Source organism: Mycobacterium sp. DL (assembly GCF_039729195.1).
GTDB classification, from domain to species: Bacteria; Actinomycetota; Actinomycetes; order Mycobacteriales; family Mycobacteriaceae; genus Mycobacterium; species Mycobacterium hippocampi_A.
Window position 1 is genome coordinate 3,019,316 of the sequence record NZ_CP155796.1, and the last position, 12,866, is coordinate 3,032,181.

Sequence of the window (12,866 nt, forward strand, 5' to 3'; positions counted from 1 at the left end):
ACCTACGAGACGCGAGAGGGAAGCGTAACGGTGTCGCCGGCCACGTCGATCGCGACCTTGCCGCGCAGTGCATACGACCGCCGGTTCTCCAGGAGTTCGTGAGCCTCGCCCGTCCGGGCGAGCGGAAGTGTCGCGCCGATGACCGGCTTCACCAGACCGCGCTCGACCAGCGTGGTGAGCGCGTCCAGCTTGCCTCGGTTCTGTCGTGTGAAGACGAAGTGATAGGCGGCGTTCTTACCCCACGCCTCGATGAGGTTCTGCGGCTGCGCGATGTCGACGATGCTGACGACGCGTCCGGAGTCGGCGAGGGTCATCGGGCTTTGGGTGAGCGCGTCGCCGCCGATGGTGTCGAACACGACGTCGACACCATTGCCTGCGGTCAGCTCGGCCACGGCATCGACGTAGTCCGTCGTGGTGTAGTCGATCGCCGCATCCGCACCGAGCGATCGCACGAACTCATGGTCGGCGGCTTTGGCGGTGGTGATCACGCGTGCGCCGATCGCGTTCGCGACCTGGATCGCGATGGTGCCGACACCGCCCGTACCGCCATGGATGAGGATCGTCTCGCCGACGGTGAGCTGAGCTCGCGTCACCAGGGACTCCCACACCGTTCCGCCGACGAGCGTCAGGCTCGCCGCCTCCAGGTGACCGACGTTGGCCGGCTTGCGACCGACGAGCTCGACGTCGGCGACGTGCTGCTCGGCATAGGAGCCGGGGCCGCCGAATATCCTTGGCGTGTAGTACACCTCGTCGCCGGCGCGGAATTCGCTGACGTGCGATCCGACTTCCTCGATCACACCGGAGATGTCATGCCCGATGATCGCCGGCAGCGGCACAAGATCGGTGTAGTCGCCGCGACGGATCTGATAGTCGAGCGGGTTGACAGCGGTCGCATGGACACGCACCCGCACCTGACGGGGTCCGACGTACGGAACTGAGACATCCTGCAACTCGAAAGCATCGGCCCCTCCGAAACGGGTGAGCACAACGGCCTTCATCACGTCAGTCATAACGGTGTTCCTCATTCTGGTTCTGGTGCGCGACGTGGTTCTGGTGCGCGACGTGGTTCTGGGTGCGCGACACCCCCAGCAGGTTCACTCCCAGTGTTGCGCACACGATGCACACACTCCAGTGGCGGCGACGCCAATATCCGCGAGGATAGTGACACGCCTGTCGCGGTGCCCTACTCAGCCGACGGCGGTGCGGACGTCGGCGCTCAGTCTCTGCGACCCACGGTGATCAGGTCGGAGAGCAGGTACGTCCACGCCGGGCGACGCACCCGGTGCTGGTCGTCGACGCTGAAGCCGGCGTCGGTGAACAGCACGCGCATCTCCTCCGGAGTGGGGGCGTGCGCGGGATTGAGGCGGTTGGCGGTCAGCCACTGCAACGGAAGTTGTTGACGGGGGCTCAGCGTCGCCACCGCGGCGAAACCTCCCGGCGCGAGGACCCGGTGGAACTCACGCAGTGCGGCAGGCTGGTTGAAGAAGTGGAAGGCCGATGTCGACACCACTGCATCGAGGCTGCCGTCGTCGAACGGCAACTGCTCGGCGGGTGCGATCCGCCACTGCACCGTCGCCGACCGCGCGGCAGCCTGCGCCAGCATGCCCTCGGACAGGTCGATGCCGAAGATCTGATCGGCCTGGGCCTCCCGCGTGATGCGGTCAGCAAGAATGCCTGTGCCACAACCGATATCGGCCACCCGACGAGATTCGTGGGCGGTCAGCAGTGCGATCATTTCGTCCTGCGGCGGCCGGTACACCCACTGCTGGACGATTTCTGTGTCGTACACCGGCGCGGCGATGCTCCAGAAACGGGTGATCGCCTCGTTGAACTGTCGGCGGATGGCCAAGGACGGCTACCAGACCCAGACCGACATGTCGTCGGGCGGGTACTGGTTGCAGATGTCGGTGGTGCGGGCCGCCACACCCTTGTTGTTGAAGAACAGCTTCGCCCAGTTCGGCCAGTTCCACGCCAACTGCTCGTAGAACGCGTTGGTCGCCGTTTCCTCCGAGTATGCGCGGCGGCCGGCGTAGTCCATCGAGTAGAACCAGTGGATCCGGTCCTGCACCGCCCGGTGAACCTCGGGCGACTTGTTGTTGTAGTCGATCATGTAGCGCTCGTAGTAGACGGGCTCGACATCCCTTGCTGCCGCCATGATCTGCTCGGCGGTACAGGTCGTCTTCAACATCCGATTGGGAATCGGGTAGTCGTCGGTCGCGTCGGCGGAGGCCACCGCGGGAAGCGCCATCGTGATCGCACCCAAGACCGCGACCGCGGCACTCGCTTTACGCACCATTGCCGAAATCATCTCGCTCCTCGTGCTCATTGTCGCGCCACGTCCAGCAGCGGCAGTTTGTCGGGGCAGTACGTCCGCAGTCCCGCGGCCAGGAACTGCCACGCCTGTTCGGTGGTACTGCCCTTCTGCAGGTTGGTGTGCACAAAATCAGCCGAGTCGAAGGCATTGTGGTCGACGCCTCGGGTCAGGCGCTTGCACGTGATCTTGCCGATCCAGGCGTTGTAGTCCTTCTGGCCGTAGATGCCGTAGGTGTGCAACTCCTCGGCGAACGCCGTGTCGGGGTCGGCCGCGGCCGGGGCCGCGAGCGCCAATCCCATCGCCAGTGCGGCGACTCCTACCAGTGCCCGTTTCATGGACGCACTCCTTCGGACGGTTCTTCTTGCAGCCGGTCAGGTTTCGGCCACGGTGAGGGGACGGGTCGGGTGCGCACGCGTTGCGGCCACCAGAACCACGGTCCCATCAGCGCGGCGATGGCCGGGGTCATGAACGCACGGATCACGAGCGTGTCGAACAACAGACCCAGGCCGATCGTCGTACCGACCTGTGCGATCACGGTCAGCTCGCTGACCGCCATCGACATCATGGTAAAGGCGAAGACCAGCCCGGCGGCGGTTACCACCGTGCCGCTGCCGCCCATCGCGCGGATGATGCCGGTGCCGACCCCGGCATGGATCTCCTCTTTGAGCCGGGAGACCAGCAGCAGGTTGTAGTCGGCGCCCACACCCAGCAGGATGATCACCGCCATCGCGAACACCATCCAGTGCAGTTCGATGCCGAGGATGTGCTGCCAGATCAGAATCGACAGACCGAACGAGGCACCGAGCGAGATCACCACCGTGCCGACGATGACTGCGGCGGCGACCACTGCGCGGGTGATGATCAGCATGATGATGAAGATCAGGCACAGCGCCGAGATGCCGGCGATCAACAGGTCCCAGTTGTTGCCGTCCTGCATGTCTTTGAAGGTGGCTGCCGTTCCGCCGAGGTAGACCTTGGACCCCTCCAGCGGAGTGCCCTTGATGGCCTCCTTCGCAGCGGTCTTGATCGCGTCGATCTTCTCGATGCCCTCAGGGGTGAGTGGGTCGCCCTCATGGGCGATGATGAATCGCACCGCATGGCCGTCGGGGGAGAGGAACTGTTCCAGGCCGCGTTGGAAGTCCTTGTTCTCGAAGATCTCCGGCGGCAGGTAGAACGAGTCGTCGTTCATCGAGTCGTCGAAGGCCTCGCCCATTGCGTCCGAGTCCTCGGACATCGCGGCCATCTGATCCTGCTGACCCTTCTGGCTCTGGTACATGGTCAGCATCATCGTGCGCATGGTCTTCATCGTCGTGATCATCTCGGGCATCAGCGCGACCATCTGGGGCATCAGCGTGTCCAACCGCTGCATGTCCGGCAGGATCGCCTTGATGTCGTCGGTCATCACGTTGATGCCGTCGAGGGTGTCGAACACCGATCGCATCGCCCAGCAGACCGGGATGTTGTAGCACTTGGGTTCCCAGTAGAAGTAGTTGCGGATCGGCCGGAAGAAGTCATCGAAGTTCGCGATGTTGTCGCGGAGTTCTTCGATGTCGACGACCATGTTCTCCATCTGAGCCACCATGCTGGAGGTGATCTCCGACATCTGGGCGGTCAGACTCGACATCTTCTCCATCGTGGTGATGGTGTTGGCCATCTCGTCAGCCTGAACGAGCATGTCGGCCATCCGGTCCTGCATGTACTTCTCGTTGAGCCGCTGGGTGGTGCCCTGCATGCTCATCTGGAACGGGATCGACGTGTGCTTGATGGGTTTCCCGTCGGGCCGGGTGATGGCCTGCACCCGGGCGATGCCCTCGACCCGGAAGAGCGCCTTGGCGATTTTGTCGATCACCAGGAAGTCCGCCGAGTTGCGCATGTCGTGGTCGCTCTCGACCATCAGAAGTTCCGGGTTCATCCGCGCCTGCGAGAAGTGCCGGTCCGCGGCCGCATACCCCTCATTGGCGGGCAGATCGGTCGGCAGGTAATTGCGGTCGTTGTAGTTGGTCTGATAGCCGGGCAGGGCGAGCAAACCGATCAGTGACAGCGCGATGGTCGCGACGAGGATGGGGCCGGGCCAGCGCACCACCGCGGCACCGATCTTGCGCCAGCCCCGAACCCGCATCGTCCGCTTGGGCTCCAGGATCTTGCCGAACCGGGTGACGAAGCTGATCATCGCGGCCATCAGGACGACGCCGGCCAACACCACGACGAACATGCCGATGGCCAGCGGCACACCCATGGTCTGGAAATACGGCAGCCGGGTGAAGCTCAGGCAGAACGTCGCGCCGGCGATCGTCAACCCCGAGCCGAGCACCACGTGCGCCGTGGTCTCGAACATCGTGTAGAACGCCGTCTCCTTGTCCTCACCTGCAGCACGCGCTTCCTGATATCGACCGGTCAGGAAGATGGCGTAGTCCGTCGCCGCGGCTATCGCGAGAGTCACCAGCAGGTTCGTCGCGAACGTCGACAGCCCGATGATCTCGTGATAGCCGAGGAATGCCACCACTCCGCGCGCGGTGGTCAGCGACAGCACGACCATCACCAGCGTGATGAGCACCGTGACGAGCGACCGGTAGACGAGCAGCAGCATGATGATGATGACGATGAAGGTCGTCGCTTCGATCGTCCGCATGCTGCGGTCGCCGGCGATGTGCTGGTCGGCGGCCAGCGCCGCGGGCCCGGTGACATACGCCTTCACCCCGGGTGGCGGTTCCAGGCTGCCGACGATGCTCTGCACTGATTCCACCGACTCGTTGGCCAGCGCCTCGCCCTGGTTACCGGCCAGCTTGACCTGGACGTAGGCGGCCTTGCCGTCGGTGCTCTGCGAGCCCGACGCAGTCAGGGGGTCGCTCCAGAAGTCCTGCACCGACTGGACGTGGGCGGTGTCGGCCTCGAGTCGGTCGACCATGTCGTCGTACCAGGCGTGCGCCTCGTCGCCGAGAGGTTCTTCGCCCTCGAACACGACCATCACGGAGCTGTCCGAGTCGCCTTCCTCGAAAAGCTCACCGACCTTCTTCATCGAGATCATCGACGGCGCATCGTCGGGACTCATCGAGACGGCCTGCATCTGCCCGACGGTCTCCAGTTGCGGCACAACGAGGTTGAGCACAACGACGAGTGCGACCCAGCCGAGGATGATGGGGACCGCAAAGGTGCGGATCATTCGCGGGATGAATGGGCGGTGCGGTTTCCGCGCCGGGGGGAAGGCGTCTGTGGGGGCGTCGCTGACCGGTGTGCTCATGCGGACTTCACAAAACAGAAGGTCTGGGCGTTCAAGCCGTCGGTGGTTCTCTCGTCCTTCAGTTCGTCGTCGACGAAGATCCGGCAGGTGATGGTTCCGCCGTCACCTTGCGCGACGATGTTCGGGGCGGCCGACGGTTCGGTGGTGCTCAGCAGCAGCGACCACGGCAACGCCGCACCGTCGACGCGCTGGGGCTTGGCGTCCAGGTCGAGGTAGTTGATGTCGGCGTAGGACCCACTGCCGGAGATCTCGTAGCGGACCTCCTTCGGGTCGTACGGTTCAGGCAGGTCGGCGAAATTGCGCGGCGTCTCGATGATGCCCTCGGAACCGAAGAACGTCCGGATCCGCGACACCGTCATCCCCGCCACCACCACCACGAATACGATGAGCAGCGGCAGCCACACCTTTTTGGCGAGCCCGATCACGAGTGTCGCCCCCGACTCTTGTCGACCAATGTCGAACCTCTGGTTCCGTATCGATGTACTGCCGAATCGTAACTTAGCCCGTATAAGTTCTCACTCAGTCCACAGATTAGCCAAGTAACTGTGTCGCTGCTAACTCCTTTGTCGCCAGTGCGGGCCAGGTCACTGTCGGGCTCCCGGAGGGCCTTCCCTTGACCGTCGATCGAGCCCGCTGCTAGACATGGCACCAGGTGAATGCTGAGCGACCGCCCAACACAGTGCCGGCGGCGCTCGCCGCCGGCGAGGAGCGGACACGGTGTCGGTGTACTACGACCCCTACGACGTGACGATCACCGCAGATCCGTATCCCACGTACGCGCGACTTCGCGACGAAGCGCCGCTGTACTACAACGACCGGTACGGCTTCTGGGCACTGTCGCGGCACGCGGACGTCGAGAATGCGCTGTCGAACTGGGAAGTGTTCTCCAACAGCCGCAGCGACATCTTGGAACTGGTCACCTCGGACTTCGACATGCCCCGCGGCGTGATGATGTTCACCGATCCCCCCGTCCACACGATGTTGCGCGGGCTGATGTCGCGGGTGTTCACACCCAGGCGGATGGCCGAGATCGAAGACCAGATCCGGCGGTACTGCGTCAACTGTCTGGATCCGCTGGTGGGCTCGGACGGATTCGACATCATCGGCGAGTTGGCCTCGATGATGCCGATGCGGGTCATCGGCATGCTGCTGGGCATCCCGGAGTCAGAACAGGTGTCGGTACGCGATGCCAACGATGCCAACCTGCGGACCAGGCCGGGCGCTCCGATGAAGGTGATGAACCCCGACAAGATCGCCGACGGCAGCATCTATGCCGACTATGTCGACTGGCGATCGGCCAACCCGTCCGACGATCTGATGACTGCGCTGCTCAACGTCGAGTTCGAGGACGAACACGGTGTTGTGCGCAAGCTGACCCGCAAAGAGGTGCTGCACTACACCCAGGTGGTCGCGGGAGCGGGAAACGAGACCACCGGCCGACTGATCGGATGGCTCGCGAAAGTGCTGGCCGAACATCCGGACCAGCGCCGCGAGATCGTCGAGGACCGGTCGCTACTGCTGCGGGCCGTCGACGAGACGCTGCGGTTCGAACCCACCGGGCCGCACGTGGCCCGATACATGGCCGGCGACTTCGACTGCCACGGGACGACCGTCCCGGCCGGCGCGCCGATGCTGCTGTTGTTCGGCGCGGCCAACCGAGACGAGCGCCGCTACGAGCGACCCGACACGTTCGACATCCACCGCGACAACATCAGCCACCTCACCTTCGGCAAGGGCGTGCACTACTGCCTGGGTGCGAATCTGGCACGCCTCGAGGGTCGGGTGGCCCTCGACGAACTGCTCACCCGCTGGCCGGAGTGGGACATCGAGCGCGACACCGCACGGTTGGCGCCGACGTCGACGGTTCGCGGCTGGGAGTATCTGCGGGTCCTGGTCGGCTGACCCTGGTCTAGGACCCGGTGCCCTCGGTCGCCTCCGGCGCATCGAGCACGCTGACCGCCATCCCGTAGGGCAGGAACCGGACCCGTCGGGCGGGGTCGGTGTTGGTCTTGTTCGCCCGCAGCGCATCCAGTTCGGTGGGAAACACCTGATCGATCTGGGCGCCGCCGCCCTCGTCGACCGTGTAGATGGCCCACACGCCGTCGCCGGTCTCCCCGGTGGTCTCGGGCTGGGTGCGGGGCCGGGTGCCGCGGGTGAACTCGTCGAACAGCATCGACCAGCCCGCGCGCTCGCCCGAGGAGTTCACGAACCTACCGACCCCGTCCAGCGCATCACGCAGTCCCTCGCCCGCCTCGCGGACGACGCGGTCCAGATCCTCGGGGTCGAAGCCGAACGGTCGCCCGGAAGAATTGCTCATGGTGGTACCTCCTCAGGCCGTGCCCGCAGCACGGCGGATACCCACCAGTGTGCCTGCGTCGCCAGAACTAGTCGACTGTCGCCAGCCCGAGGTGGTAGGCATCCATATGCCCACGACACGAGCGGACCTGTTGGCCACGGCGCACCGGTCGCTGGCCGCGGCCGGATCGCATGACCGGGACGGCTGGATCGGCTTGTTCACCACTGACGGTCGAGTCGAGGATCCGGTGGGTTCCCAGCCACACCGGGGGCACGTGGCCCTCGGTCGCTTCTACGACACCTTCATCGGGCCGCGTTCCATCACCCACCGCCCGGACGTCGACATCGTCGTGGGCAACACCGTGATCCGCGACGTCGAACTCGAGATCGTGATGGCCTCGACGCTGACGATGCAGGTACCCACCTACATCCGCTACGACCTGCGGACCGATCGTGACGAGCTGAGAGTCGCCGGACTGTCCGCGTACTGGGAGCTGCCGACGATGATCGGACAGTTCGCGCGCGGCGGCATCGGTGCGGTGCCTGCCGGAATCGCGCTCGGCAGAAGCATGTTCGCCAACCAGGGACTGTCCGGCAGCCTCGGATTTCTCAGCGGATTCCGGGGCGTCGGCTCCGGGGCCAAGGGGCTGTTCTCGCGTTTCCTGGACCAGGCGTGCAGCGGCGACGAGATCGGTGTCCATCGACTGGCGGCCGACATCCCCATCACCCTGGGCGAGGACGAGGCACTGACCACATCGGACCTGGTCAAAAATCTCTCCGGCGGTGCGTGGGACAAGCTCATCCAGTCAGGACGTTCGGTTGCGGCCCGCGTCGACCGCGACGGCGCTCGCAGCGTGGTCATCGCCGACTTCGCCGCCGAGCGCGTCGCGATGTCCCGGGTCCGGGTGTTCGGCGAAATCGCCTGAGGATGCCAGGTCAACCGTGGTGGCGCGGCGGCGACGTCGCTGCCCGATTCGGCCGCGTTGCACCGATCGGCAGCGCGGGCGTGAGAACGTAGCACCACCATGGAAGCTGCTGATTACATCACCTACGAGGAATTCGGACGTCGATTCTTTGAGATCGCCGTCACCGAGGACCGGGTGGGCGGTGCGATCGCCGCGATCGCCGGCGACGCGTTCGAGATGGGCCCCATCGCCCAGGGGCCGGGCAAGATCGCCAAGGTCACGGCCAGGGTTCAAATACTCGAACCCAGGGTCAGCCGCCAGGTCGGCGAGTCGATCACCTTCGCCATCCGCATCCCGCTGGAGATCGACATGGTGGTCGATCTGCGGATCGACAAACCCAGATTCATGGTGTTCGGCGAGATCTCGCTGCGCGCCACCGCCCGGGCCGCCGAACCGCTGCTGCTGATCCTCGACGTCGAGAAGCCGCGTGCCGCCGACATCGCCATCCACGTGACCTCGAAGTCGCTGCGCGGCGAGGTGGTTCGCATCGTGGGCGGCGTGGACGCCGAGATCAGGCGGTTCATCGCCGCACACGTGGCCGGCGAGATCGACAGCCCGGAATCCGTGAAGGCCAAGATCATCGACGTCGCCGAGCAGATCGGCTCGGCCTGGGACATCTAGCCCGTCAGCGGTTGCAGCACCGGCCGCCGCGGCCCGCGGTCGTTTCCGGCGGACCGGCCGCGGACATGTCGCCAGAGCCACGGCATCAGCATGTTCTGTGTCCACAGCACCTGCGAACAGGTCCGCGTCCGAAAGGAGGGGGCCGCGGACCCCGGATCGATCTGCGCCCAATCGTGGCTGCTGCCCGGCAGACCGAGCGCCTCGGCGGCAGCCGCCGCAAACAGCATGTGCCCCTTCGTCGAACCGTGTACCCGGTCCACGCTCCAGGTGTCCGGCTGAGTCATCGACGGTGCCTGATGGAGGTCGACGAGGCGGAATCCGTGCCGGTCGGCACCGTCGCGGATCCGGCTGTTGATCTGTAGGACCCGTCTGGCGAGGACCCGCCCGATAGGCAGGATCCTCGCCAGGTCCGGGAACGTCGTCGTCACCACCGTGGCCTCCGAGTCGGCGAGCCGCGCATAGAGCTCGTCCAGTTGTGCCAGCGCCCCGTCGAATCCGGGGCCCGGGCGGGTCACGTCGTTCATCCCGATGCAGACGGTGATCAGATCCGCGCGCATCGCCGTCGCCCTGGGCAGCTGATCGACGAGCACATCGTGAATCTGCTTGCCGCGCACCGCAAGATTCGCATACTGCAATCCCGGCTGATGACCGTCGAGCAGCACAGCCAGCCGGTCGGCGAAACCGGCCAGTCCGGCGGCGTCGTCGCCGTCCCAGAGTCCTTCGGTCTGGCTGTCGCCCAACGCGACATACCGGGTGTACCCGAGCACAGACGAGACTTTAGATCAGCCTGCCCAGCCTGCTCAGGTTGAGTACGACACCGGACACGGTGAGCTGGGTGATGATGTCCTCCAGTCGCCTGCGCGGCAGCTCGGCACGCCACTGCGGCAACGTCCCCGTCACCCGCACGACGCCGGGGGCGAAGGTGATGCCGGTCAGTTGCAGCCCGTGGGCGAACTCGGGCAGCCGCACCGGGTAGGACGGGGTCCTGGTCGGGAGCCGCCAGCACGTGCGGCCGATCGTCACGCCGCGCGGGGTCAGCCACAGCGTCGAGCCGTCCAAGCGGGCCGCCACCTCGACGTGGCCCATCCGCGGACGGCGGGCCATCCGCAGGCGCGCCACACCGTCGGCTCCGATCTCGCCGTGGAGCCTCGGAGCCACCGAGCGGAACAGCTCGTCGAGTGAGGTCGTCGGCACGTCCAGCGTCATCTCCACCGGCGCCGCCACCAGCACGGGGGTGATGGCGGGTTTGACGTGCACGTTGTGCAACACCACCGAGGCACGATCGAACGAACTCGTCCGCCATCGAATACCGTGGGCCACCATCGTGACGTCGTTGAGCTGACCGACCGACAGACCCCGGACGTCGAGGCGGGAGTCGAACTCCGCGACCGTCATCGTCAGGTCGCCGTCGTCGAGACGCACGGTGACCTGCCGCCCGAGAACCAGTCGGCGGATCGTCATGAACAGCGTCCGGTAGGCAGTCGCGGCCCCGCCGTTGACCGGTGCCATGGCCGCCGCCGACCACAGCGAGGTGAGCAGGTCGAGGGGCCGGAATGGGTCGAACCGGCGCGTGGGCCGCGGACGGGTCATGATGCCCTCCATCCTCGCACGCCGACCGCGGCACCCGGTTATCGTCCACCAGTGCCCAAGCTCAGCGCCGGACTCCTGCTCTACCGCCAGACCAACGGTCTCCTCGAGGTGCTCGTCGGCCATCCGGGCGGCCCGTTCTGGGCGCGCAAGGACGAGGGCGCCTGGTCGATTCCCAAAGGCGAGTACCTCGACGGGGAGGACCCGTGGACGGTCGCCCAGCGGGAATTCACCGAGGAGATCGGAAAGCCGCCGCCGGCCGGGCTGCGGATCGACTTCCCGCCGCTGCGCCAGCCGAGCGGCAAGATCATCACAGCGTTCGCCGTTGGTGCCGACCTCGACCTGGAAGGCACGTCCAGCAACACCTTCACACTGGAATGGCCCAGAGGCTCAGGCAATCTCAGGGAGTTCCCGGAGATCGACCGGGCGGCGTGGCTCGCGGTGCCGACCGCTCGGGCGAAGCTGGTGAAGGGCCAGCGCCCACTGCTCGACCGGCTCGAGGATGCGCTCGGACGCGGCGAACCGCCGGCGTCTCGATCGCATTGATCGTCAACGCGCGACCATGGAACCGCCAGCCCTTTCCCGTCCGCAGGTACTCGTCGTCATAACGTAGGTGCCACACCACGTCGGTGACCGACTCAGCGGTCACCGTCCAGTGGTGCGCGATACAGGTGATACGGCCCAGCGCGTAGCCGGGATCACCACCGGCATACACCTCGCCGACGATCGCGTGCTCGGTCCGAGTCACCTGCGCGAGCCCCGACATCGCGGTCCGCACGCCGTCGCGGCCGTGATGCCTGAGTACCGGCTCCAACGAGCGCGGGGGATCAGGCAGGCGTAATTCCGCTGTCTCGGTGAATAATTCGCACACATCACTGAACCGGCGATCATCGACGGCCGACGCGTACAGGTGGACCAGGTCGCTGACCGCGAGCCGGTCGGCGACCTCGAGACTCACGGCGTCAGCCCGAGTCGGTCGGCGCACGCCGAGAGCATGTCGCGGACTTCGTCGATGTCGGTGGTGGCGGGCAGCGAAGGCAGCGCCAGCACGATCCGGTCCGCACCGGCGGCGGCGAGCCCGGCCGCCCGTTCGGGGTCGATCTTGGTCACCAGATGACCCAACGAAACCTCCAGTGCCGCGCTGTCGCGTCCGAGCCTGGCCGCCTCGTCCCGCATGACCGCGATCAGCTCGCGGAGGCGGTCCGCACCCACGCCCAGCGGCTGGAAACCGTCGCCGTAGCGGCCCGCCCGCAGCGCCGCCGCGCGACTGTGACCACCGATGTGAATGGGCAAGTGGGCGAGCGGTTTCGGACGGCACACCACGTCGTCGAAGGAGAAGAACTCACCGCGATGGGTCACTCCCTGCGCCGGGCCGTCCCACAGCATCCGCATCACCTGCAGTTGTTCGTCGGTCCGGCGGCCACGGCTGCCGAAATCGGAACCGCACGCCTCGACCTCCTCCCTGAGCCATCCGACGCCGACGCACAACCGCAGGCGTCCGCCGGAAAGCGCGTCGACGGTGGCGGCCCGTTTCGCCATCACCACCGGATGGTGGTTGGGCAACACCAGTACCCCGGTTGCCAGACCCAGCCGATCCGTGCGGCCGGCCAGAAACGCCAGCAGGTCAACGGGATCGGGAACCGGACAATCCGGCGGGAGGTCGACCCGACCGGACTCGTCGTAGGGGTAGACGCTGTCATAGCGCGAGACCATCACGGTGTGCTCGGCGACGACGATCGACTCGAACCCGCAGGCTTCCAGGTGCTGCGCGAACAGCGTCATCCAGTGCGGGTCGGCGGTGAGCCCTGCGCCCACCGGTGCGAAGACGGCGTATTTCATGGCTGCG

At 66.0% G+C, this 12,866-nt stretch carries 14 protein-coding genes and 1 pseudogene; 4 read left to right on the top strand and 11 right to left on the bottom strand.

Annotated features, from left to right (window positions below; genetic code table 11):
- Window positions 1-2: 2 nt before the first annotated feature.
- The 6 genes from ABDC78_RS14445 to ABDC78_RS14470 all read right to left on the bottom strand — a co-directional run bounded on the left by ABDC78_RS14445 (window position 3) and on the right by ABDC78_RS14470 (window position 5,977).
- A complete protein-coding gene (locus ABDC78_RS14445) occupies window positions 3-1,010 on the bottom strand; it encodes a zinc-dependent alcohol dehydrogenase family protein (protein WP_178357341.1) in 1,008 nt (335 codons plus the stop codon).
- A 206-nt stretch (window positions 1,011-1,216) separates the two neighbouring features.
- A complete protein-coding gene (locus ABDC78_RS14450) occupies window positions 1,217-1,849 on the bottom strand; it encodes a class I SAM-dependent methyltransferase (RefSeq protein WP_178357340.1) in 633 nt (210 codons plus the stop codon).
- A 6-nt stretch (window positions 1,850-1,855) separates the two neighbouring features.
- Window positions 1,856-2,308, bottom strand: a complete 453-nt coding sequence (locus ABDC78_RS14455) for a DUF5078 domain-containing protein (protein ID WP_256735867.1) — start codon at window positions 2,306-2,308, stop codon at window positions 1,856-1,858.
- 14 nt (window positions 2,309-2,322) lie between these two features.
- Window positions 2,323-2,649, bottom strand: coding sequence for a DUF732 domain-containing protein (locus tag ABDC78_RS14460; RefSeq protein WP_178357339.1), 327 nt, complete (start codon window positions 2,647-2,649; stop codon window positions 2,323-2,325).
- Window positions 2,646-5,552, bottom strand: coding sequence for an MMPL family transporter (locus ABDC78_RS14465; protein WP_178357338.1), 2,907 nt, complete (start codon window positions 5,550-5,552; stop codon window positions 2,646-2,648). Before ABDC78_RS14465 ends, ABDC78_RS14460 begins: the two co-directional genes overlap by 4 nt.
- The gene (locus ABDC78_RS14470) at window positions 5,549-5,977 is read right to left on the bottom strand and encodes an MmpS family protein (RefSeq protein ID WP_178357337.1); all 429 of its coding nucleotides are present in this window, start codon (window positions 5,975-5,977) and stop codon (window positions 5,549-5,551) included. Before ABDC78_RS14470 ends, ABDC78_RS14465 begins: the two co-directional genes overlap by 4 nt.
- Window positions 5,978-6,269: 292 nt before the next feature.
- Here ABDC78_RS14470 and ABDC78_RS14475 point away from each other — a divergent pair, with 292 nt between their 5' ends.
- Window positions 6,270-7,454 carry a cytochrome P450 gene (locus tag ABDC78_RS14475; protein WP_178357336.1) on the top strand — a complete coding sequence of 395 codons (1,185 nt, stop codon included), beginning with the start codon at window positions 6,270-6,272 and terminating at the stop codon, window positions 7,452-7,454.
- A 7-nt stretch (window positions 7,455-7,461) separates the two neighbouring features.
- Here ABDC78_RS14475 and ABDC78_RS14480 read toward each other — a convergent pair whose 3' ends face one another.
- Window positions 7,462-7,869: a hypothetical protein gene (locus tag ABDC78_RS14480; protein WP_178357335.1), complete on the bottom strand. Its 408-nt coding sequence runs from the start codon at window positions 7,867-7,869 to the stop codon at window positions 7,462-7,464.
- 106 nt (window positions 7,870-7,975) lie between these two features.
- Here ABDC78_RS14480 and ABDC78_RS14485 point away from each other — a divergent pair, with 106 nt between their 5' ends.
- Together ABDC78_RS14485 and ABDC78_RS14490 are read left to right on the top strand one after the other, a co-directional pair.
- Window positions 7,976-8,773 carry a nuclear transport factor 2 family protein gene (locus ABDC78_RS14485; protein WP_178357334.1) on the top strand — a complete coding sequence of 266 codons (798 nt, stop codon included), beginning with the start codon at window positions 7,976-7,978 and terminating at the stop codon, window positions 8,771-8,773.
- 99 nt (window positions 8,774-8,872) lie between these two features.
- Window positions 8,873-9,433, top strand: a complete 561-nt coding sequence (locus ABDC78_RS14490) for a hypothetical protein (protein WP_178357333.1) — start codon at window positions 8,873-8,875, stop codon at window positions 9,431-9,433.
- Here ABDC78_RS14490 and ABDC78_RS14495 read toward each other — a convergent pair.
- Both ABDC78_RS14495 and ABDC78_RS14500 read right to left on the bottom strand, forming a co-directional pair.
- The gene (locus ABDC78_RS14495; RefSeq protein WP_178357332.1) at window positions 9,430-10,200 is read right to left on the bottom strand and encodes an SGNH/GDSL hydrolase family protein; all 771 of its coding nucleotides are present in this window, start codon (window positions 10,198-10,200) and stop codon (window positions 9,430-9,432) included. The genes ABDC78_RS14490 and ABDC78_RS14495 overlap by 4 nt on opposite strands.
- A gap of 10 nt (window positions 10,201-10,210) precedes the next feature.
- Complete coding sequence (locus ABDC78_RS14500) at window positions 10,211-11,023, bottom strand: hypothetical protein (protein ID WP_256735866.1); 813 nt, start codon at window positions 11,021-11,023, stop codon at window positions 10,211-10,213.
- 51 nt (window positions 11,024-11,074) lie between these two features.
- Here ABDC78_RS14500 and ABDC78_RS14505 point away from each other — a divergent pair, with 51 nt between their 5' ends.
- The gene (locus ABDC78_RS14505; protein ID WP_347133467.1) at window positions 11,075-11,566 is read left to right on the top strand and encodes an NUDIX domain-containing protein; all 492 of its coding nucleotides are present in this window, start codon (window positions 11,075-11,077) and stop codon (window positions 11,564-11,566) included.
- A 70-nt stretch (window positions 11,567-11,636) separates the two neighbouring features.
- On the opposite strand, the pseudogene ABDC78_RS14510 reads toward ABDC78_RS14505, so the two are convergent.
- Window positions 11,637-12,005: pseudogene (locus ABDC78_RS14510) on the bottom strand (nuclear transport factor 2 family protein); the annotation flags it as partial.
- On the bottom strand, window positions 11,975-12,859 hold the full coding sequence (locus ABDC78_RS14515; protein WP_178357329.1) for an LLM class F420-dependent oxidoreductase: 885 nt from the start codon (window positions 12,857-12,859) through the stop codon (window positions 11,975-11,977). The gene ABDC78_RS14515 and the pseudogene ABDC78_RS14510, both read right to left, overlap by 31 nt.
- Window positions 12,860-12,866: the final 7 nt, after the last annotated feature.